General features: G+C 56.4%; 22 protein-coding genes. 7 read left to right on the top strand and 15 right to left on the bottom strand.

Annotated elements, in window-relative coordinates; all coding sequences use genetic code 11:
- Positions 1 to 122: 122 nt before the first annotated feature.
- Genes hemW through HMPREF3096_RS20965 form a run of 5 tightly spaced genes read right to left on the bottom strand, consistent with a single transcriptional unit; the run spans position 123 to position 3,433 of the window.
- Positions 123 to 1,259 (bottom strand): radical SAM family heme chaperone HemW, encoded by a 1,137-nt coding sequence (gene hemW, locus HMPREF3096_RS20985; protein WP_023298217.1) that lies wholly within the window; start codon positions 1,257 to 1,259, stop codon positions 123 to 125.
- A complete protein-coding gene (locus HMPREF3096_RS20980) occupies positions 1,252 to 1,845 on the bottom strand; it encodes an XTP/dITP diphosphatase (protein ID WP_012540562.1) in 594 nt (197 codons plus the stop codon). Before HMPREF3096_RS20980 ends, hemW begins: the two co-directional genes overlap by 8 nt.
- Before the next feature lie 12 nt (positions 1,846 to 1,857).
- On the bottom strand, positions 1,858 to 2,148 hold the full coding sequence (gene yggU, locus HMPREF3096_RS20975) for a DUF167 family protein YggU (RefSeq protein ID WP_002916614.1): 291 nt from the start codon (positions 2,146 to 2,148) through the stop codon (positions 1,858 to 1,860).
- Positions 2,145 to 2,711 (bottom strand): YggT family protein, encoded by a 567-nt coding sequence (locus tag HMPREF3096_RS20970; RefSeq protein WP_004205182.1) that lies wholly within the window; start codon positions 2,709 to 2,711, stop codon positions 2,145 to 2,147. The genes yggU and HMPREF3096_RS20970 overlap by 4 nt, the downstream gene beginning before the upstream one ends.
- Before the next feature lie 20 nt (positions 2,712 to 2,731).
- Positions 2,732 to 3,433 (bottom strand): YggS family pyridoxal phosphate-dependent enzyme, encoded by a 702-nt coding sequence (locus tag HMPREF3096_RS20965; protein ID WP_012540563.1) that lies wholly within the window; start codon positions 3,431 to 3,433, stop codon positions 2,732 to 2,734.
- 16 nt (positions 3,434 to 3,449) lie between these two features.
- Between HMPREF3096_RS20965 and HMPREF3096_RS20960 the strand changes: the two genes are divergently transcribed.
- Positions 3,450 to 4,430: a type IV pilus twitching motility protein PilT gene (locus HMPREF3096_RS20960; protein WP_032731246.1), complete on the top strand. Its 981-nt coding sequence runs from the start codon at positions 3,450 to 3,452 to the stop codon at positions 4,428 to 4,430.
- Between the two features lie 348 nt (positions 4,431 to 4,778).
- The gene (locus HMPREF3096_RS20955; protein WP_004205179.1) at positions 4,779 to 5,432 is read left to right on the top strand and encodes a LuxR family transcriptional regulator; all 654 of its coding nucleotides are present in this window, start codon (positions 4,779 to 4,781) and stop codon (positions 5,430 to 5,432) included.
- Between the two features lie 52 nt (positions 5,433 to 5,484).
- Here HMPREF3096_RS20955 and ruvX read toward each other — a convergent pair whose 3' ends face one another.
- From ruvX to metK, 8 genes are all read right to left on the bottom strand, one after another.
- Positions 5,485 to 5,901 (bottom strand): Holliday junction resolvase RuvX, encoded by a 417-nt coding sequence (gene ruvX / locus HMPREF3096_RS20950; RefSeq protein WP_012540565.1) that lies wholly within the window; start codon positions 5,899 to 5,901, stop codon positions 5,485 to 5,487.
- On the bottom strand, positions 5,901 to 6,464 hold the full coding sequence (locus tag HMPREF3096_RS20945; protein ID WP_012540566.1) for a YqgE/AlgH family protein: 564 nt from the start codon (positions 6,462 to 6,464) through the stop codon (positions 5,901 to 5,903). The genes ruvX and HMPREF3096_RS20945 overlap by 1 nt, the downstream gene beginning before the upstream one ends.
- Before the next feature lie 174 nt (positions 6,465 to 6,638).
- Positions 6,639 to 7,589, bottom strand: a complete 951-nt coding sequence (gene gshB, locus HMPREF3096_RS20940; protein WP_032731245.1) for a glutathione synthase — start codon at positions 7,587 to 7,589, stop codon at positions 6,639 to 6,641.
- A 20-nt stretch (positions 7,590 to 7,609) separates the two neighbouring features.
- A complete protein-coding gene (rsmE, locus tag HMPREF3096_RS20935; protein WP_008806461.1) occupies positions 7,610 to 8,341 on the bottom strand; it encodes a 16S rRNA (uracil(1498)-N(3))-methyltransferase in 732 nt (243 codons plus the stop codon).
- Positions 8,342 to 8,432: 91 nt separating this feature from the next.
- Positions 8,433 to 9,140, bottom strand: a complete 708-nt coding sequence (gene endA / locus HMPREF3096_RS20930) for a deoxyribonuclease I (protein ID WP_008806460.1) — start codon at positions 9,138 to 9,140, stop codon at positions 8,433 to 8,435.
- 94 nt (positions 9,141 to 9,234) lie between these two features.
- The gene (locus tag HMPREF3096_RS20925) at positions 9,235 to 9,735 is read right to left on the bottom strand and encodes a SprT family zinc-dependent metalloprotease (RefSeq protein ID WP_008806459.1); all 501 of its coding nucleotides are present in this window, start codon (positions 9,733 to 9,735) and stop codon (positions 9,235 to 9,237) included.
- A 77-nt stretch (positions 9,736 to 9,812) separates the two neighbouring features.
- A complete protein-coding gene (locus HMPREF3096_RS20920) occupies positions 9,813 to 11,207 on the bottom strand; it encodes a sugar porter family MFS transporter (protein ID WP_008806458.1) in 1,395 nt (464 codons plus the stop codon).
- Positions 11,208 to 11,586: 379 nt separating this feature from the next.
- Positions 11,587 to 12,741: a methionine adenosyltransferase gene (gene metK / locus HMPREF3096_RS20915; protein WP_008806457.1), complete on the bottom strand. Its 1,155-nt coding sequence runs from the start codon at positions 12,739 to 12,741 to the stop codon at positions 11,587 to 11,589.
- Positions 12,742 to 12,879: 138 nt separating this feature from the next.
- Between metK and HMPREF3096_RS31570 the strand changes: the two genes are divergently transcribed.
- The 4 genes from HMPREF3096_RS31570 (at position 12,880) to speB (ending at position 16,713) form a co-directional block, all read left to right on the top strand.
- The gene (locus HMPREF3096_RS31570; protein WP_136047534.1) at positions 12,880 to 13,155 is read left to right on the top strand and encodes a hypothetical protein; all 276 of its coding nucleotides are present in this window, start codon (positions 12,880 to 12,882) and stop codon (positions 13,153 to 13,155) included.
- 287 nt (positions 13,156 to 13,442) lie between these two features.
- Entirely contained in the window at positions 13,443 to 13,574 is a 132-nt protein-coding gene (gene yqgB, locus HMPREF3096_RS29725; protein WP_002916578.1) for an acid stress response protein YqgB, read from the top strand.
- A gap of 8 nt (positions 13,575 to 13,582) precedes the next feature.
- Positions 13,583 to 15,559: a biosynthetic arginine decarboxylase gene (gene speA, locus HMPREF3096_RS20910; RefSeq protein WP_008806456.1), complete on the top strand. Its 1,977-nt coding sequence runs from the start codon at positions 13,583 to 13,585 to the stop codon at positions 15,557 to 15,559.
- Between the two features lie 233 nt (positions 15,560 to 15,792).
- On the top strand, positions 15,793 to 16,713 hold the full coding sequence (speB, locus tag HMPREF3096_RS20905; RefSeq protein ID WP_002916572.1) for an agmatinase: 921 nt from the start codon (positions 15,793 to 15,795) through the stop codon (positions 16,711 to 16,713).
- Between the two features lie 131 nt (positions 16,714 to 16,844).
- Here the strand turns inward: speB and HMPREF3096_RS20900 are convergent, their stop codons facing one another.
- Positions 16,845 to 18,113, bottom strand: a complete 1,269-nt coding sequence (locus HMPREF3096_RS20900) for an OprD family outer membrane porin (RefSeq protein ID WP_008806455.1) — start codon at positions 18,111 to 18,113, stop codon at positions 16,845 to 16,847.
- Positions 18,114 to 18,490: 377 nt separating this feature from the next.
- The gene (locus HMPREF3096_RS20895; protein ID WP_012540572.1) at positions 18,491 to 19,249 is read right to left on the bottom strand and encodes a metalloprotease LoiP; all 759 of its coding nucleotides are present in this window, start codon (positions 19,247 to 19,249) and stop codon (positions 18,491 to 18,493) included.
- Between the two features lie 280 nt (positions 19,250 to 19,529).
- On the opposite strand from HMPREF3096_RS20895, the gene HMPREF3096_RS31945 reads away from it, so the two are divergent.
- Positions 19,530 to 19,600 (top strand): hypothetical protein (locus tag HMPREF3096_RS31945; protein ID WP_370655577.1); only part of this gene is annotated, 71 nt, incomplete at its 3' end.

Here is a 19,600-nt window from a genome sequence, read left to right as displayed (position 1 = left end):
GAATTAATTAGATGATGAAATATTTTAAAAGAATGGTTCGGGAATGACGAGGTTGATATTTCGATAAATTCGAACTATTGTCCTTCCCGTTAAAACGATAAAGGGAAGGACAAGGGTGATATTTATTCGTTAAGGAAGAGTTCGAGCAGGGAATTCAAAAACAGCTTACCGTGCTCGGTAATCTGCCAGTTCTGCTCGTCTTCCTGCAGATAGCCCTGGGCTATCGCCGCGTCCAGCTGCGGGCGGATCGCCGCTTCATCAAGACCGGTATAGCGACTAAATTCTGCGCGCGGCGCGGCCTCCAGCAGGCGGAAACGGTTCATAAAGAACTCAAACGGTTTATCCGCCTCTTCCACATCATGCTGACGCTCGAGGTAACGGCCTTCCATATACCCGCGCGGGTGGCGGGTTTTGGCGGTCCGCAGAATGCGTCCGTCAGGGAAGGTTATCTTACCGTGCGCGCCGCAGCCGATGCCGAGGTAGTCGCCAAAGCGCCAGTAGTTGAGATTATGCTGACACTGGAAGCCCGGTTTAGCGTAGGCGGACGTCTCGTACTGCTGATAGCCAGCGGCGCTTAGCAGCTGATGCCCCTGCTCGAAAATATCCCATAGCGCGTCGTCATCCGGCAGCACCGGCGGCCGGGAGCCGAACAAGGTGTTCGGCTCAATGGTCAGCTGGTACCACGACAGGTGCGGCGGGTTGAGGGCAATCGCCTGACGCAGATCGTCCAGCGCCTCCTCCAGCGACTGGTCCGGCAGACCGTGCATCAGGTCGAGATTGAAGCTGCGCAGGCCGAGGCCGCTGGCGAGACGTGCTGCGCGCTTGGCCTCCTCCGGACCGTGGATCCGCCCCAGGCGCTGCAGCTTCGGTTCGCTAAAGCTTTGTACGCCGATGGAGATACGGTTCACCCCGGCGCGCTGGTAATCAACGAAGCGATCGGCCTCCACGGTGCCCGGGTTGGCTTCCATGGTGATTTCCGCCCCGGCGGCCAGCGGCAGGCAGGCGCGGACGCCATCCAGCAGGGTTTGCATGGCCGGGCCGGACAGCAGGCTTGGCGTACCGCCGCCGATAAAAATAGTGCCTATTTTCCGTCCCTGAGCATATTGCGCATCGGCCTGCAGGTCGTTTAGCAGATGCTGGACGTAATCGTCATGCGGCACCTCGCCTTTCAGCGCATGCGAATTAAAGTCGCAGTACGGGCATTTCTGCACGCACCAGGGAATATGAATATAGAGACTCAGCGGCGGCAAATTAGCCATTACGTAATGCTTCCAGTAACAGTTTTAGCGCTTGCCCACGATGGGAAATCGCACTCTTTTCTTCACGGCTCAGTTCGGCCGCGGTTTTCCCTTCGGACGGGACGAAGAATATCGGGTCGTAGCCGAAGCCACCCGTACCGGCGGCTTGTCGGGTGATTACCCCAGGCCAGCTGCCGTGGCACACCAGCGGCGTGGGATCCTCGGCATGGCGCAGATAGACCAGCACGCAGTGGAACTGCGCCTGACGCTGGTCGTCCGGCACGTCCTTTAACGCGTCGAGCAGCTTCTCAAGATTCTGCTGGTCGGTGGCGTCGACGCCGGAATAGCGGGCGGAGTAAATACCCGGTGCGCCGCCAAGCGCATCGACGGCCAGACCGGAATCGTCGGCGATGGCCGGCAGGCCGGTGATCTGTGCCGCATGACGCGCTTTCAGAATCGCGTTTTCAATAAAGGTCAGGCCGGTCTCTTCCGCAGAGTCCACGCCCAGCTCGGTCTGAGCGACGATATCGAGACCAAAATCTTCCAGCAGCGAGGCCAGTTCGCGCACTTTACCGGCGTTGCCGGTCGCGAGGACGACTTTTTGCATGATGAATCCTGTTTATTCAGTTAGCGCCGCGACCGCAGTCGGGATCTGTTGTGGGGCGATGATTTTAACTTGCTTATGGCGACCCAGCTCGCCTTTTTCAATCAGTACCTGGCTTTTGGCGACGCGGAACTGTTTGGCGAGAAATTTCACCAGGTGGGCATTGGCCTGGCCATCAACGGGCGGGGCGGTAATGGCGACTTTGAGCTCGTCGCCATGTACGCCCACGATGCTATCGCGGCTGGCCTTCGGCTGAATGTACAGCCTCAGCACCAGCCCGTCAGCACAGGTTTCAACGGCACTCATAGCGCCATCCACAGCCCCGGCAGCAGCACGTTACCGGTGGCCTGCAGCACCTCGGCGACACCCATATTAATCACGTACAGCAGCAGCACCAGCACCATCGGTGAGAAATCGATACCGCCCATCGACGGCAGCAGGTTGCGGATAGGGCGCAGCAGCGGGTCCGCCAGCTGCATCAGCACGTACTCCACCGGACTACGGCCCTGGCTGACCCAGCTCATGATCGCCATCAACAGCAGCACCCAGAAGATCAATGAGCCGATGGTTTTCAGCAGAATAAGCAGGGCGGAGATCCAGATGATCGGCTGGAAGGTGATCACCATAAACAGCACGATCGCTTTAATGACGCAGAGAATAAATGCCACCAGCAGCGAGGCGCTGTCAATCGGCCCCATCGCCGGGATAATCCGGCGCAGCGGCCCGACAATCGGCTGGGTGGCCTTCACCACAAACTGCGAAAACGGGTTGTAAAAGTCGCAGCGCGCCCACTGCATCCAGACGCGTAACAACACGACCATCGTGTAAAGCTCAATGACCGTTGAAAGCAGGAAAGTCAACGTCTTCATGGCGTTCCTCAGATTCCTTATTATTTGCTGTAGTCGCGCGCACCAAAAATAGCTGTGCCGATGCGCACCATCGTGCTTCCCGCCGCGATTGCGGCTTCCATATCGTCCGACATTCCCAGAGACAACGTATCGACCGTGGGGTACCGCGTTTTTAATCGCGCAAATGCTACCGCCATTTGCTGGGCGACGGCAAACTGCCTTACATATTCTGACTCAGGCGCGGGGATGGCCATCAGACCGCGCAGCTCCAGATGAGGTAACTCAGCGATCTCTGCCGCTAATCCATCGAGCGCTTCCAGCGGGATGCCGGATTTGCTCTGCTCATCGCTAATGTTGATTTGAATCAGCACCTTCAGCGGCGGCAGATGCGCCGGGCGCTGTTCGTTCAGGCGGGTGGCGATTTTCAGCCGATCGACGGTGTGGCACCAGTCAAAATGCTCTGCCACCAGCCGGCTTTTGTTGGACTGCAGGGGGCCAATAAAGTGCCACTGCAGCCCACTGACGCCGGCCTGCTGGAAATGGTTAATCTTCTCCACGCCCTCCTGGACGTAGTTTTCACCAAATGCCCGCTGGCCTGCCGCGATGGCTTCTTCGATCGCGCTCGCAGGTTTCGTTTTACTCACTGCAAGCAATGTCACTTCTTCTGGCGCACGCCCGCAACGAGCGGCGGCACCGGAGATTTTGTCCCGGACCTGTGCCAGGTTATGCGCAATATCGTTCATATTCCGAGGATGAGTTATGAAGCTGGAAGAAATCGTAGCCCTTAGTGTAAAGCATAATGTCTCCGATCTACACCTGTGCAATTCCGCCGCACCGCGCTGGCGGCGGCAGGGCAAGCTGGAGCCCGCCCCGTTTCCCGCGCCGGATATCCCGGATTTACTCAACTGCTGGCTTGATGCCGCACAGTTACAGCATTGGCAGGAACAGGGACAGATTGACTTTGCGCTGACCCTGGCCTGCGGTTCGCGGCTGCGCGCCAGCGCTTTCGCCCATACGCGTGGAATATCGCTGGTGCTACGCCTTCTGCCTGAACAGTGCCCGCGTCTGGAGACGCTGGGCGCCCCGCCTGCGCTGAGCGAGCTGCTGGCGGAAGAGAGTGGCCTGCTGCTGGTCACCGGAGCGACGGGCAGCGGCAAGTCGACCACCCTGGCGGCGATGGTGGGGCATCTCAACCAGCATCTTGATGGCCATATTCTGACCCTGGAGGACCCGGTGGAGTTTATCCATCACAGCGAGCGCTGCCTGATCCAGCAGCGGGAGATTGGCCGTCATTGTCCTTCGTTCGCCGCGGCGCTCCGCGTGGCGCTGCGCCAGGATCCGGATGTGATCCTGCTCGGGGAGCTACGGGACAGCGAAACCATTCGTCTGGCGTTAACGGCTGCGGAGACCGGACATCTGGTAATGGCGACATTACATACCCGCGGCGCGGCGCCGGCGCTGGAGAGATTGATCGATGTCTTTCCGGCAGAGGAGAAAGATCAGGTTCGTAGTCAGCTGGCCGGAAGCCTGTGCGCGGTGCTGGCGCAAAAATTGTTACCTGCACGTCAGGGCGGGAGAGTTGCGCTATACGAGCTTTTGGTCAATACCCCCGCAGTAGCTAACTTGATCCGTGAAGGAAAAGTGCATCAGTTGCCCGGCATAATGCAGACCGGGATGCAGGCCGGAATGCTGACATTTACGCAGAGTTTTCAGCAACGTGTCGCCGCAGGCGAGCTGTAAGAGCAGCGTGAAGCAGGCAGGGTGGGTTAAATGATATGTTAACTGAATGTTTGATGGCTGTTTATTTATATTATTTGGTAATACAAATAACCATTCTGAATAAATTCAAATAACACATTCAGTTGCGATATGTCGACAGTGAATACGCATTTCCAGGAAAAAAGTTTGATTACCTTTTGACAGCTTTGAGGTATTCGATTTATGCTGTTTACGGGAATAGGATGATTCTCATGGAATAACGTTTCGCTTTGTAAATTGCCAAGGCTATTTATAAATTCACGACTGTTTGTATATTTTTTTATTCATTTAACCACCATGGCGGTGGGTAGCAGCTAAGGAGAGTTTTAAGTGATTAATTTAAATGGAAATTCATCATCTTCTCGTCAGGTCACATTTATTACCCATCCGTCAATTCAGAGCAAAGCTTTTGCCAGCTATCTGAGCGAAACCCTGATGGCACCAGTGGTTTTACAAAATATTAATAAACCACTGGCACAACGCCTGGCGAAAGATTCTGTAATATTATTTGATATCGCAGTTTCAAATAAGAAATTAAATGGGGTATGGCGAGATATTATTCGACTGCAGGCAGATAATCCTCGCTTGTTGATTATCAATAGCGCACAAAAGTATGAGTTATACGAAATGGCGCAGTGGCCGGCTTTATATGGCGTGTTCCGCCATGACGATGATGAATCGCGCTTAATTGAGGGCGTTAAGGCCGTACTGAACGGCGAACAGACGGCTGAATTGAGCGTGATGCACCCGGCGATGTACGCTGCGGACCATGCATCGGCGCCCGTTGAGAACTCGCCACTCACCGAGCGGGAATGTGAGATCCTCAACGAGCTGCGCTGCGGGGCGACGAATCTGGATATTGCCCGTGCCCTGTTTATCAGCGAGAACACGGTGCGTACGCACCTGTACAATGTGTTTCGTAAACTGAGCGTGAAGAATCGCACTCAAGCGGTGAGCTGGGCGAACGAACATCTGCGCCACTAAGCGGTCAGAAGCGCGCCGTCAGCCATTTGCCGGCGGCGCAGGAGAGCAGAGCCTAAAAGCTCTGCTCGAAGTAGCTTTCCAGAATGACCACGGCTGAGGCCGAATCAACGCTACCTTTATTCAGCGCGCGGTAGCCGCCGTGTTCAAATAAGCCTGCCCGAGCCTCCACCGTACTCAGACGTTCATCGTGAAGGACGATCGCGACGCCAAAGCGGCCATGAATTTTATTAGCGAAATTCCGCGCGCGCGCCGTCAGCGGTTGCTCGGTGCCGTCCATATTCAGCGGCAGGCCAACGATCACCGCCTCAGGCTGCCACTCTTTGAGCAGTTTTTCGATGACATTCCAGTCTGGTTTACCGTCCTGCGCCTTCAGCGCCGGTAACGGTCGCGCGGTAGCGGTGATGCGTTGCCCCACCGCCACGCCGATGCTTTTGGTGCCGAAATCAAAGCCGAGAAAGGTTCCGCTCATCATGCATGCCCCGCGACGCCTGGCATCGTCACAATGTCGATACCAATCAGTTTAGCCGCCTCGCGCCAGCGATCGGCGATGGGCGTGCGGAAGAGAATATTCTGGTCGGCAGGGGCGGTAAGCCAGGCATTATCTAAAATCTCCTGCTCCAGTTGCCCTTTCTCCCATGAGGAGTAGCCCAGCGCCACCAGTACGTTGCCCGGCTGCCTGTCGGTACCTAAGGTTTCAAGAACATCCCGCGAGGTGGTGACCACTGTGTTATCCGAAATGCGGATACTCGAGGAGAAGTCAGAGGGCGGGGTATGCAGAATAAAACCGCGGTCTTCCGCCAGCGGGCCGCCCAGCATCACCGGTTTATCCAGACGGATCTCCGGATTGCGCGGCTCCGGAACAATCTTGAGCTTCTCAAGGATCCCTTCCACCTGCAGATTTTCCAGCGGCTTATTGATAATAATGCCCATGGCTCCCTCGTCGTTATACTCGCAGATATAGACCACGGAGCGGCGGAAAATCGGGTCCTGAAGCGCAGGCATGGCAATCAGAAAGTGATGCTGTAAATTCATTGTCAGAGGTTCTGTTCCTGGTTCAAAAAGCAACACCCAGTATGCGGGCAAAGTAGAATAGTGTCGATGCACTTTATCTGGCTGGCGCCCGAGTGGCGCCTGGCTGGCGGCGTTTCACGAGCGCGGTCAACCGCGCTCGCTGCGCCATGAGCGGACGTTTATCCGCCCTGGTGTTTATTTGGTGATACGTCTTTCGATAGCGTCCATCAGCATGCCGGTGATCGAAATATCCGGGAAGGCGGCTTCAATCTCACGCACGCAGGTGGGGCTGGTGACGTTAATTTCCGTCAGACGGTCGCCGATGATATCCAGGCCGACGAAGATAAGACCTTTGGTTTTCAGCGTCGGGCCGACGCGGCGGGCAATTTCCCAGTCGCTTTCGGTCAACGGGCGAGCTTCGCCACGGCCGCCGGCGGCCAGGTTGCCGCGGGTCTCGCCGCCCTGCGGAATACGCGCCAGGCAGTAAGGCACCGGCTCGCCGTCCACCACCAGCACGCGCTTGTCGCCGTCTTTAATGGCGGGCAGATAGTTCTGCGCCATGCAGTAGCGGCTGCCGAGCTCGGTCAGGGTCTCCGTGATCACGCCAAGGTTCGGATCGCCGGCTTTGACGCGGAAAATAGAGGCGCCGCCCATGCCATCGAGCGGCTTCATAATGATATCTCCGTGTTTTTCCCAGAAGGCTTTCAGCTGGGCTTTATTGCGGGTGACCAGCGTTTCCGGCGTCAGTTCAGAGAACCAGGCGGTGAACAGCTTCTCGTTACAGTCGCGCAGGCTCTGCGGCTTGTTGACGATAAGCGTGCCTTTCTCTTCCGCCCGCTCCAGGATGTAGGTGGCATAAATAAATTCGGTATCGAACGGCGGATCTTTACGCATCAAAATAACGTCAAGATCGGCCAGCGGCAGATCCTGCTCACCGGTGAAGTCATACCATTTATCGTAGTTCTGTTCGACGCTCACCGTGCGCGTACGGGCGCGGGCTTCGCCGTTGATCAAATAGAGGTCGTTCATCTCCATATAATGGAGTTCATAGCCGCGACGTTGCGCTTCCAGCAACATAGCGAAGCTGGTGTCTTTCTTGATGTTGATGGTTGCGATGGGATCCATCACGATGCCGAGCTTGATCATGGTTCTTCTCCGTTAACGCCTCAACCTAAGTCGCCAAAACGCACCTGCAGGGCGGTGATGGCGGTGAGCGCAGTAGTCTCTGTACGCAGAACGCGCGGTCCCAACAGGATATCAGTAAACTGGTATTGCGCGGTCATCGCTATCTCTTCTGCCGATAGCCCACCTTCCGGACCAATCAGCAAACGGACGCGTTCAACCGGTAGCGGCAGCGTATTAATGCTGGCGCTGGCGCGCGGGTGCAGGTTGAGCTTCATCCCGCTGTCCTGCTCGGCGCACCACTCTTCCAGCTGCATGGCCGGACGTATTTCCGGTACCACATTACGACCGCTCTGTTCGCAGGCGGCAATAGCGATTTTCTGCCACTGCTGGATCTTCTTCTGCAAACGTTCGGCGTCCAGTTTAACGCCGCAGCGCTCGGAAAACAGTGGCGTTATGAGGCTTACCCCGAGTTCGATCGATTTCTGGATAGTAAATTCCATTTTTTCACCGCGCGACATCACCTGGCCTAAGTGAATATGCAGCGGCGATTCACGATCGTCGGGTTCGCCGCTGAGCACTTCAACCGTGACATTTTTCTTGCCGGCCTCGGTGATGACGGCGTCAAATACCTGGTTACTGCCGTCAAAAAGCTGTAGGTGCTGACCTGCGGTCATGCGCAGGACGCGACCGACGTGGTTGGCCGCGTCATCGCTCAGCGCAATCTGGCTGCCGACAGTGAGGCGTTCTGGATGATGGATGCGAGGAATGCGCATGCTTGATATTCCGTTCGTTGCGCAGATGCCAGCTTCCCGCCACCGGGCGGGAAGCACAGGGCTGCAAATTAACAATTGCCGCTAGTGTAGGTTAGCTCTTTTGCGCCTGGCAAGCCTGCTGGACATACGGATTATGGTTGCCCTGCACTTTCGCGATGCGCTCATCGCGCTCACATTCCCAGGCGGTGACCGGGTACTGTTTATCCCAGGCGGTAAACAATTGAGTTTGCTGGCGGGAAAGATTCAGCTGGTAGCGGTCGCGCATATAGAAGTAGGTGCGGGCGATAGCGCCGCGGGCGCGGGCAGGGGGCTCGGCGACTTTATCTTTAAAATCGACCTTCATGGTGCACTGGCCGTACTGGCCTTCACCGCCGTTCCACTGGCTGTACATAAAGTTGCCGCGATCGCCATTGACTTCCCCTACCGCCGGCTGCAGGTTGTGCATATCGCTTTCCATCTTGCGGTACTCCGGATCTTTGGCGCAGTTTTGCCGCCCGCCTTCCTGCCAGCACTGGCGCTGATGGCCGAACTGCCACGCCGGCACCACGTGTTCCCATTCAACCCGGCTGGCGCGGTTCTCATTTTTACGCACTTTATAGCCGCAAGATTCCAGATCGATAACGCCTTTTTTACCCTGCCAGTCGATTTTACAGCCGCAATAAAAGTCGCCCGGAACGTCGGCGTTCACTTTGACGCCAGCGGCCTTGGCCTGGGAAAAACTATTAATACCGGCGGCCGCGAGCGGGCCACTGACTGCCGTGCTCAATACCGCAACGGCTAAAATATGCATACGGGACATCGTTAACTCCGTGTCAAAACGAGCCCGCAACGTAGCGAATGAGGGTGCTGGATGCAATCAGTCAGATCAGAAAGTTTCTAATAAATTCTGATGGTTATTTTTCAGCCACCAGCAGATCGCCGCAGTGAACGCAGCGGTAGGTGGCCTCGCCGCGCACCACCCGGTTATGGCGACGGACGGTGAGCTGATGCTGCTGACAGCGACAGCGGTAGGGGAAGGTGTTCTGGCGGACCGAATCGAGTTCAAAACGGTGAGTGCGACGCGCGGGAACGCCAAGGACGTTCTCCATCATCCATTTCCACTCTTTACCGTGCGGCGCGACGCGGCCAAAGTGCTGCCAGACCAGCAGGTGCGCCAGCTCGTGCGGCACCACTTCATCGATAAACTCCTGCTGATTTTCCAGCAGCAGCACCGGATTTAAACGAATTTCGTTTTTCTCCAGCCAGGCGGTGCCGGCGGAGGTACCGCGCTGCTGGTAGACCAGCGTCGGCTCAGCGTAGCGGCGTTCCAGTTTGAGGTTCGCTTTGGCGAGATGCTCCCGCAGGCTGCGCATCACGGCCTGCTGAATAGCGATGGGAATACGGGGTGTTTTCATAGCGCCAGAGGATAGTGCGACGGGCGGGGGAGAGCAAGAGGAAGCTTCCTCCCGGGAGGGGAGGAAGCTCAGGCGGGTTAGTCGCGGGCGCCGATTTCACGCAGCGGACGACCCTGCATCAGGTTACGTTCAATATGTTCCAGCGAGACGTTTTTGGTTTCCGGAATCAGCCAGATAGTCAGCAGGATAAACAGCACGTTCAGACCGCCGTACACCCAGAAGGTGTTGGCGCTGCCCAGCGAGTTGAGCATGGTCAGGAAGGTGGCGCCGACAATCATATTGGCAATCCAGTTGGTCGCTGTGGAGCAGGTGATGCCGAAGTCGCGGCCTTTCAGCGGCTGGATTTCGGAACACAGTACCCAAATCAGCGGACCGGCGCTCATGGCGAAACCGACGATGAACATCAGCAGCATCAGGACGGCGATGTACTGCGCGGTAGAGGAGTGAATGCCGATGTGCATCATGCTACCCAGCACGCCCATGCCCGCGGCCATCACGATAAAGCCGAGGATCAGCGTTGGTTTACGGCCCCAGCGGTCGACCAGACCGATAGCGATAAAGGTGGCCAGCACGTTGGTCAGACCGACGATCACCGTCCCCCACATCTGCTCGGTGGTGTTGGCATAGCCCGCCAGTTCAAAAATCTTCGGTGCGTAGTACATGATGACGTTCATGCCGGTGAACTGCTGCATCACCTGCAGCAGAATACCGAGGAACACCGCGCGGCGGAAGTTACTGTTGTCTTTGAACAGCGACCAGCCGGACTGTTTCACCTTCAGGCTTTCGCGGATTTCGTCGAGCTCACGTTTCGCTTCGGCGCTGGTATCGCGCAGGCGCAGCAGCACGCGTTCGGCATCGACGAAACGACGTTTGGCGGCGAACCAGCGCGGGCTGTCCGGCAGGAAGATAACGCCGATCAGCAGCAATACCGCCGGAATAATGATCACGCCGAGCATCCAGCGCCACGCGCCGCTGTAGCTGAAAGCGGTGTCAGAGAGATAGGCGCCGAGGATCCCGATGGTGATCATCAGCTGGTACATCGAAATCATACTGCCGCGGATTTTCTCTGGCGCGATTTCCGACAGATACAGCGGAGCCGTGTATGAAGCGACGCCCACCGCCAGGCCCAGCAGCACGCGGGAAACCAGCAGGATCTCGACGTTTGGCGCGGCAGCGGAGAACAGAGAGCCGGCGACAAAGAGGATGGCGCCGATCATCAGGCTTTTTTTACGGCCCAGTTTGAAGGAGAGCCAGCCGCTGCCGACCGCACCGACGGCAGCCCCGAACATCATGGAGCTGACCACCCACTCCTGGGTGTGGGCTGAAATCTGGAACTCATTGGCAATAAAGGGTAAGGCACCCGCAATAACACCGATATCAAGGCCGAACAGCAGGCCAGCCAGCGCGGCGAGGAAACAGACGAAGAACGTCATAGTCTTGTTCGAACGCCCTTGTTTTTTGTTGTCAGGCATAACGCCCTCCAGTTGAGTTATTGATTCTGTCGATGGTTAGGGTAGGACACTCGACGGTAAAAAAACGTGATTATAGTCACGGCTGTGTAATCGTTTACACAAAGGTAAAGAAACGTAATCCATTAAATGCTTTTTAAATCAGCAGTATATACAAGGATAGTCGACATTTTGAAAAACGGTAATCAGAGTTGACCGAAACAATATGTAACATTGTGAAAAATACCCGCACGCTATGCCTGTTATGGAAACAAAGGGGCAGTCATCATAATGTAATCGCTTTCATCGCGTTACCGCGTTTCGCTGAAGCGAAGCGCAGGGGGGAGGGAGACGGAAACAAAAAGGCCAGCGCGAGGCTGGCCTTGAAGAGAGGAAGCAGGGGTTATTTCAGACCGGCCGCTTCGCGCAGCAGAGCCGCTTTGTCGGTTTTTTCCCATGGGAAATGCTCGCGACCAAAGTGACCGTAAGCCGCGGTTTCTTTGTAGATCGGGTGCAGCAGGTCCAGCATCTGAATCAGGCCGTACGGACGCAGGTCGAAGAACTCGCGCACCAGCAGGGTCAGCTGTTCAGAAGGCACTTTCTCGGTGCCGAAGGTTTCCACCATGATCGAAGTCGGTTCAGCGACGCCGATAGCGTAGGAGACCTGAATTTCACAACGATCGGCCAGGCCCGCGGCAACGATGTTTTTCGCCACATAGCGCGCCGCGTAGGCTGCGGAACGGTCAACTTTAGACGGATCTTTACCGGAGAACGCGCCGCCGCCGTGACGAGCCATGCCGCCGTAGGTATCAACGATGATCTTACGACCGGTCAGACCGCAGTCGCCCATCGGGCCGCCGATAACGAAACGTCCGGTCGGGTTGATGAAGAATTTGGTCGAAGCGTTCAGCCATTCGGTCGGCAGGGTCGGCTTGATGATCTCTTCCATCACCGCTTCCTGCAGGGATTTCTGGTCGATGTCTTCCGCGTGCTGCGTGGACAGAACCACCGCATCGATGCCGACGATTTTGCCGTCGTCATACTGGAAGGTCACCTGGCTTTTCGCATCCGGACGCAGCCACGGCAGGGTGCCGTTTTTACGCACTTCAGCCTGGCGCTGCACCAGACGGTGAGCATAGGTCACCGGCGCCGGCATCAGCACGTCGGTTTCGTTGGTCGCATAGCCAAACATCAAACCCTGGTCGCCTGCGCCCTGTTCCAGCGGGTCGGCACGGTCGACGCCCTGGTTGATGTCCGGAGACTGTTTACCAATGGCGCTCAGAACGGCACACGAGTTGGCGTCAAAGCCCATATCGGAATGCACGTAGCCAATTTCGCGGACGGTGTTGCGGGTGATCTCTTCGATATCAACCCATGCGCTGGTGGTGATTTCGCCGCCTACCAGCACCATGCCGGTTTTGACATAGGTTTCACATGCGACACGCGCTTTCGGATCCTGCTCGAGGATCGCATCCAGCACGGCATCAGAGATTTGGTCAGCAATTTTGTCAGGATGCCCTTCTGATACGGACTCAGACGTAAAAAGGTGTTTTGCCATATTTTATTTCACCTGTGGACGATTCGGATAGCTCATACTGTTGTGTAATGTGGCTTTGGTGGATAATCAGCGCAAAGCCGCGCAGGTAGCGACACGAGCAGTCTGAGTGTTAATCAGTATAGACGGATTAACTTCTGGATGGCTATTTTAGGTCAATTCTTGAGCCCATTTCCAGCCTTTTTTGATGGCGGTCGCATTTATGGGAAAACCCGCCTGGCAAATTTTCCTGACAACCGCGCAAACGCACACATTTTTATTTTGCTTTTTACCCTGCTTCTCGGTATAAAACGCCGCGCGCGGCTCATTAAAAAAGCGCACGGGGCATCGCCCTGTGGTGCCACTTCCAGCCGGGTTAAGCAGTCTGTATTTACAGAATCTCGCAGCGGCGTAGCGCCTGTTGCCCGGTATGTATAGCTTTGGCTTGTCGCCGACCCTGTCGCAGGGCGGTGTGGAGGTGATACCAGATAATGAACCAATGTTTTTCGCTTGATTCGTCGCGTCGTTCTGTCGCGCGTCAGCACTCCGCAACCTGCATCTCTCTCATGCAAACCAGCCGATGTTCACCCCATCTCGGCGCTTCTCAGGATTCCAGGGCCGGTCGGTCGTTAGAAAACTGAACAAGGGCGCTCTTGCCAGGCAAGAGTTTTCTCGTGGTTTCTCCGGACTGTCATACTCTGTTCGGCTACGTGTTTTACGATGATATGAATAAGAAACCGGTCGCGCAGTCGCAAAACCAGCAGATAGTGCTGGGCTTTAGGACTGTTCATGGGTTGTTATCGCATCTTTGGACTGCGATAGTAGTTAACTGTCTTACACTTATTATTAAAAATTGAGGTTCGCTATGTCTGACGACATGTCTATGGTTTCGCCTTCGTCAGCAGGCGAACACGGTGTACTACGTTCCATGCAGGAGGTAGCGATGAGCTCCCAGGAAGCCAGCAAGATGCTGCGTACTTATAATATTGCCTGGTGGGGCAATAACTATTATGACGTCAACGAACTGGGCCACATCAGCGTTTGCCCGGATCCGGACGTCCCGGAAGCGCGCGTGGACCTCGCGGAATTAGTCAAAGCCCGCGAGGCGCAAGGGCAACGTTTGCCGGCGCTGTTCTGCTTCCCGCAGATCCTGCAGCACCGCTTGCGCTCGATCAACGCCGCCTTCAAACGCGCGCGTGAATCGTACGGTTATAATGGCGATTACTTCCTTGTCTACCCGATTAAGGTTAACCAGCACCGTCGCGTGATTGAATCGCTGATCCATTCCGGCGAGCCGCTGGGACTGGAAGCCGGTTCGAAAGCCGAACTGATGGCCGTGCTGGCGCACGCCGGGATGACCCGCAGCGTCATCGTCTGTAACGGCTATAAAGACCGCGAATACATCCGTCTGGCCCTGGTGGGCGAGAAGATGGGCCACAAGGTCTATCTGGTCATCGAGAAGATGTCGGAAATCGCCATCGTGCTGGAAGAGGCCGAGCGCCTGAACGTGGTGCCGCGCCTTGGCGTGCGTGCGCGTCTGGCCTCGCAGGGCTCCGGAAAATGGCAATCCTCCGGCGGAGAGAAGTCCAAGTTTGGCCTCGCGGCGACCCAGGTACTACAGCTGGTCGAGATCCTGCGTGCCGCAGGGCACCTTGAGAGCCTGCAACTGCTGCACTTCCACCTCGGTTCGCAGATGGCCAATATTCGCGATATCGCCACCGGCGTGCGTGAATCCGCGCGTTTCTACGTCGAACTGCATAAGCTGGGCGTCAACATTCAGTGCTTTGACGTCGGCGGCGGTCTGGGCGTGGACTATGAAGGGACCCGCTCGCAGTCTGACTGCTCGGTGAACTACGGTCTGAACGAATACGCCAACAACATCATCTGGGCGATCGGCGATGCCTGCGAAGAGAACGGCCTGCCGCACCCGACGGTGATCACCGAATCCGGCCGCGCGGTGACCGCGCACCATACCGTGCTGGTTTCCAACATCATCGGCGTGGAGCGTAACGAATACACTGAGGCGACCCCGCCGGCGGAAGACGCCGCGCGTCCGCTACAGAGCATGTGGGAAACCTGGCTGGAGATGCACGAGACCGGCAACCGCCGCTCGCTGCGCGAATGGCTGCACGACAGCCAGATGGACCTGCACGATATCCATATCGGCTACTCCTCTGGCACCTTCAACCTGCAGGAGCGCGCCTGGGCCGAGCAGCTGTATCTGAACATGTGTCATGAAGTGCAGAAGCAGCTCGACCCGAGCAACCGCGCGCATCGTCCCATCATCGATGAGCTGCAGGAGCGGATGGCGGATAAAATCTACGTCAACTTCTCGCTGTTCCAGTCGATGCCGGATGCCTGGGGGATCGATCAGCTGTTCCCGGTGATGCCGCTGGAAGGGTTGAACAAGTCGCCGGAGCGCCGCGCGGTGCTGCTGGACATCACCTGCGACTCCGATGGCGCCATCGATCACTACGTGGACGGCGACGGGATCGCCACCACCATGCCGATGCCGGAGTACGACCCGGAGAACCCGCCGATGCTGGGCTTCTTTATGGTCGGCGCCTATCAGGAGATCCTTGGCAACATGCATAACCTGTTTGGCGATACCGAGGCGGTGGACGTGTTCGTCTTCCCTGACGGCAGCGTTGAGGTTGAGCTGTCCGACGAGGGCGATACCGTGGCGGATATGCTGCAGTATGTGCAGCTGGATCCGAACACGCTGCTGACCCAGTTCCGCGATCAGGTGAAAAATACCGGCCTGGACGACGCGCTGCAGCAGCAGTTCCTCGAAGAGTTTGAGGCGGGACTGTACGGCTATACTTATCTGGAAGACGAGTAACCATTGATGCCCGGTGGCTTAGCGCTTACCGGGCCTGCGAAGGTAGGCCGGATAAGGCGAAGCCGTCATCCGGCGGAATGCGATACTTACTTGAACCCGTATGCATTACCGGCGATAATTCACGCCAATAAGCGATTTATCTATCAAACCCTTCCTCGTCGGGCCTAACGACGCGGAGGGGTTTTTTTATACTTATTTTTTACGTTCCACGACTGCGAAAAGAGGTCATATCCATGAGCACTTTAGGTCATCAATACGATAACTCCCTGGTATCCAATGCCTTTGGCTTTCTGCGTTTGCCAATGAACTTCATGCCGTATGAAAGCGATGCGGACTGGGTCATCACCGGCGTGCCGTTCGATATGGCGACCTCCGGGCGCGCGGGTGGCCGTCATGGCCCGGCGGCTATCCGTCAGGTTTCCACTAACCTCGCCTGGGAGCACAACCGTTTCCCGTGGAACTTTGACATGCGCGAACGCCTGAACGTGGTGGACTGCGGTGATCTGGTGTACGCCTTCGGCGACGCGCGCGAAATGAGCGAGAAGCTGCAGGCCCACGCCGAGAAGCTGCTGGCGGCAGGCAAGCGCATGCTCTCCTTCGGCGGTGACCACTTTGTTACCCTGCCGCTGCTGCGCGCCCACGCTAAGCACTTCGGTAAAATGGCGCTGGTGCACTTCGATGCCCACACCGACACTTACGCCAACGGCTGCGAGTTCGACCACGGCACCATGTTCTACACCGCGCCGAACGAAGGGCTTATCGATCCGAACCACTCCGTGCAGATTGGTATCCGTACCGAGTTCGACAAAGATAATGGCTTTACGGTGCTGGACGCCGGCCAGGTTAACGACCGCAGCGTTGATGACGTCATTGCCCAGGTGAAGCAGATCGTCGGCGACATGCCGGTGTACCTGACCTTTGATATCGACTGTCTGGATCCGGCGTTTGCGCCAGGCACCGGGACCCCGGTTATCGGCGGATTGACCTCAGACCGGGCGATCAAACTGGTGCGTGGCCTGAAGGATCTGAACATCGTGGGGATGGACGTAGTGGAAGTCGCTCCGGCCTACGATCAGTCCGAAATTACCGCTCTGGCGGCGGCGACTCTCGCTCTGGAAATGCTCTACATCCAGGCGGCGAAGAAGGGCGAATAAGCCGGGTAACCCCGACCCTCTCCCTTCCCGGGAGAGGGTTGCGCGCGGCACAGAGGGGTTATCAAGGCGCCGGGCGAGTGCTCCTGTGCGCCGGGAGAGGGCCGGCGCGCAGGAGAGGGGTCATTATCGCGTCAAAACACGTTAAACGGATATTCGACGTAGAACCGGACTTCATTCCCGCTGACGTTATAGTCGCTGGCGTTGCTGGAAACGCGCAGCACCGAATAGCGTAGTCTGAATTTCAAATCTTTCGCCACGCCGTTTTGTACCTGGTATTGAACCTGGTTGAACCATTCGTGTTCTTTGCCGTTGCTGGTCTCTGAAGTTTTAATGTTATCACCGCGCACATAGGCGGTGGTCCAGGTCAGCCCCGGTAATCCCAGCCCGGCAAAATCCAGTCCGTACGATGCCTGCCAGGAGCGTTCATCTTCCCCGTTAAAATCAGACCAGTAGGAGTTGGCCAGCCAGATGGTGTTCCCGCCATCGCCGACGCCGCCCTGGTTCTGGTAGCCGCCGTAGTGGTAACCGGTGCTGCCGCTGCTTTGCTGATAAGCGACTTTAAAGGTATGAATATCCCAGATGTAGCTGGCGGCCAGGCTCCAGATGCTATTGCTGCGACCGGTGTCATTGGCATCGGCATATTCTTGATCCAGGCGTGAGTTATAGCCGTTGAAATCGAGAACCAGCTGTTGGTTGGCGGCGAACGGCTGCTTATAGTTCAGGCCAAGATACTGTTTGTTCAGCACATCTTCGACGTGTGACGCGTACAGCGCGCCGCTGAGCTGGTCGTTGAACCGGTAGCTTGCCCCGCCGAAGGTCAGGCTTTTCAGGCCGCTGTTATGGCTGTCGTCGCTTTTGCGCTGCTGGTCGGTGAGATAACCGGCGTTAATTTCCAGGCCGTCGATTTCGCGCGAGGTGAGCATGGTGCCGGTATAGCTCTCGTACAGCAGGCGTGAATCGTCAGCGTAGACGATGGGCAGCATCGGCCGCTGGCTGCCGTAGCTGAGCACGGTATTCGAAAAGCGCATTTTGCCGGTAGCGCCGAATTTGGCGAGGTCGGATTTCGCGCGGCCGTCGTCATCCTGGGCGAAAAAGTCGATCCCGCCCGCGCCGCTGCGCCCGCGACCGCCGTCAAGGCGCACCGCATACTGGGCGATACCGTCCACGCCAAAGCCGACCGGTCCCTGGGTAAAGCCCGATTCGAAGGTGGCGATAATCCCCTGGCCCCATTCGGCTTTATCCGGCAACCCATCGCGATAATCACGTTTGATATACGCGTTACGCAAAAAGAGATCCAGATGGCTGTCGTCAATAAAGCCCTGACTGGCGGATTGTTGGCTGGCGAAAGTCGGCGTGGCGGCAATAATGCCAAGTGCGATTAACGATAATTCTTTTTTCACTGAAGGCACTTCTCTGTCTGTCGATATATTCAAGGGAATCACTGCAGTCGCGATATTCTCCTGAAATAATGTCGAAAGCAATCATTGTGTGAGCAATGGTATCGCCAGGAAACAAGCTGTGTGGCGCACGCCGGCTGCGTTTGGCGAAGAGGGGTGGACTATTTATTATCTGGAGGAACGCGGTTCTGAAAGGCGGATTGTGTACGCTGTTTTTTATTTGCCAAATAATATCTTGCTGAGTGACAGCGCTTAAAATAATTGGCTGTGACGAGGTGCAGCAATAATTAACGGTTTGTGCGCTTAAGTTATCAATTCATGCGGCTAAATATTTTTACAGGGATATAAAAAAGGGAGGCGATAATGCCTCCCGCTGTCGATTATTTAATCCCGTCGGCTTTCATGCGATCGCGAATATGCTGGGCGCGAGCTTCGGAGGCCGGGTGATCGTCAAACATAGAGCTCTGACGACCGGCTTCCAGCTTGGCCAGTTTTTCGAAGCTGGTGGCCAGTCCCGACGGATTGATGCCGCGCTTACGCAACAGGTCATAAGAGTAGTCATCCGCTTCCGATTCCTGACGCTGGGAGAACTGCGAGTTCACCAGTTTTTCGCCTAAATCGCCCAGCTGCGACTGCGACAGGCTGCCGACGATGCCGCCGGCGGAGGCCGCCGCCGCACGCACGGCGTTGGTCCCCAGCGCGACCTGCATGCCTTTCTTCACGTGGCCCAGCGCAACGTGACCCATTTCGTGGCCGATAACCGCTTCAACTTCATTATCGTTCATCAGGTCCATCAGCCCGCTGTAAACGCGGATGCAGCCGTTCGCCATCGCGAAGGCGTTCACATCCTTGGTCTCATAGACCTTGTAGTTCACTGGCTGGCCATTGATGTTATCGCCCAGCGCGGTCGCGATTTTGCTCAAACGCTGGCTGTATTCACTGCTGGCCGGGGCGATTTTCGCTTTGGCGTCCATCTCTTTACAGGCCTGGTCGCTTAAGGTTTTCACCTGCGCGTCGCTGAGGGAGTACGCCTGGAAGGCTTCGGCGCCTGAGCTGAGCAGACCATTGGAGTCCATGTTCTGACATCCGGTGAGGGTTGCTGCGATCCCAAGAGCAAGTACGGTTGAGCGAATTTTCATTTTTTTATCTTCCACAATCTTATGGTTGTTTATCCGACAATACGGCGACGGCAGGGAACCGTATTCTGCGTAAATTATAAAGAGTATCGCAGGATGCGGGCGAGCGGATTCCGGGGTAGCACAACCTGTTCCAGAGATTTCTTAAAGGGCAAAAGGATGCTCCATGTACATGACTTGTCGCTTGGGTTACATTGTTCACACTTTTTTCCGGCGTAGCCCAAAACGCGCTCTCGTCAAGTCGTTAAGGGCATGGCCTTCAACAGTCCGAACTGGAGTCAAAATGTCCTCACGTAAAGAGCTTGCTAACGCTATTCGTGCGCTGAGCATGGACGCTGTACAGAAAGCCAAATC

The sequence above is a fragment of the Klebsiella sp. HMSC25G12 genome (assembly GCF_001807705.1).
GTDB lineage: Bacteria > Pseudomonadota > Gammaproteobacteria > Enterobacterales > Enterobacteriaceae > Klebsiella > Klebsiella variicola.
Note: the sequence above shows the minus strand (reverse complement) of the source record. Positions and strands in the feature narration are given on the sequence as shown.

Coding starts and splice junctions, on each gene's coding strand:
- metK (WP_008806457.1), bottom strand. CDS start 12,741: ATGGCAAAACACCTTTTTACGTCTGAGTCCGTATCAGAAGGGCATCCT.
- yqgB (WP_002916578.1), top strand. CDS start 13,443: ATGAATAAGAAACCGGTCGCGCAGTCGCAAAACCAGCAGATAGTGCTG.
- HMPREF3096_RS31570 (WP_136047534.1), top strand. CDS start 12,880: ATGGCTATTTTAGGTCAATTCTTGAGCCCATTTCCAGCCTTTTTTGAT.
- HMPREF3096_RS20895 (WP_012540572.1), bottom strand. CDS start 19,249: ATGAAAATTCGCTCAACCGTACTTGCTCTTGGGATCGCAGCAACCCTC.
- speA (WP_008806456.1), top strand. CDS start 13,583: ATGTCTGACGACATGTCTATGGTTTCGCCTTCGTCAGCAGGCGAACAC.
- HMPREF3096_RS20960 (WP_032731246.1), top strand. CDS start 3,450: ATGAAGCTGGAAGAAATCGTAGCCCTTAGTGTAAAGCATAATGTCTCC.
- endA (WP_008806460.1), bottom strand. CDS start 9,140: ATGTCCCGTATGCATATTTTAGCCGTTGCGGTATTGAGCACGGCAGTC.
- HMPREF3096_RS20980 (WP_012540562.1), bottom strand. CDS start 1,845: ATGCAAAAAGTCGTCCTCGCGACCGGCAACGCCGGTAAAGTGCGCGAA.
- HMPREF3096_RS20920 (WP_008806458.1), bottom strand. CDS start 11,207: ATGCCTGACAACAAAAAACAAGGGCGTTCGAACAAGACTATGACGTTC.
- gshB (WP_032731245.1), bottom strand. CDS start 7,589: ATGATCAAGCTCGGCATCGTGATGGATCCCATCGCAACCATCAACATC.
- hemW (WP_023298217.1), bottom strand. CDS start 1,259: ATGGCTAATTTGCCGCCGCTGAGTCTCTATATTCATATTCCCTGGTGC.
- ruvX (WP_012540565.1), bottom strand. CDS start 5,901: ATGAGCGGAACCTTTCTCGGCTTTGATTTCGGCACCAAAAGCATCGGC.
- HMPREF3096_RS20970 (WP_004205182.1), bottom strand. CDS start 2,711: ATGAAGACGTTGACTTTCCTGCTTTCAACGGTCATTGAGCTTTACACG.
- HMPREF3096_RS20925 (WP_008806459.1), bottom strand. CDS start 9,735: ATGAAAACACCCCGTATTCCCATCGCTATTCAGCAGGCCGTGATGCGC.
- yggU (WP_002916614.1), bottom strand. CDS start 2,148: ATGAGTGCCGTTGAAACCTGTGCTGACGGGCTGGTGCTGAGGCTGTAC.
- rsmE (WP_008806461.1), bottom strand. CDS start 8,341: ATGCGCATTCCTCGCATCCATCATCCAGAACGCCTCACTGTCGGCAGC.
- HMPREF3096_RS20945 (WP_012540566.1), bottom strand. CDS start 6,464: ATGAATTTACAGCATCACTTTCTGATTGCCATGCCTGCGCTTCAGGAC.
- HMPREF3096_RS20965 (WP_012540563.1), bottom strand. CDS start 3,433: ATGAACGATATTGCGCATAACCTGGCACAGGTCCGGGACAAAATCTCC.
- speB (WP_002916572.1), top strand. CDS start 15,793: ATGAGCACTTTAGGTCATCAATACGATAACTCCCTGGTATCCAATGCC.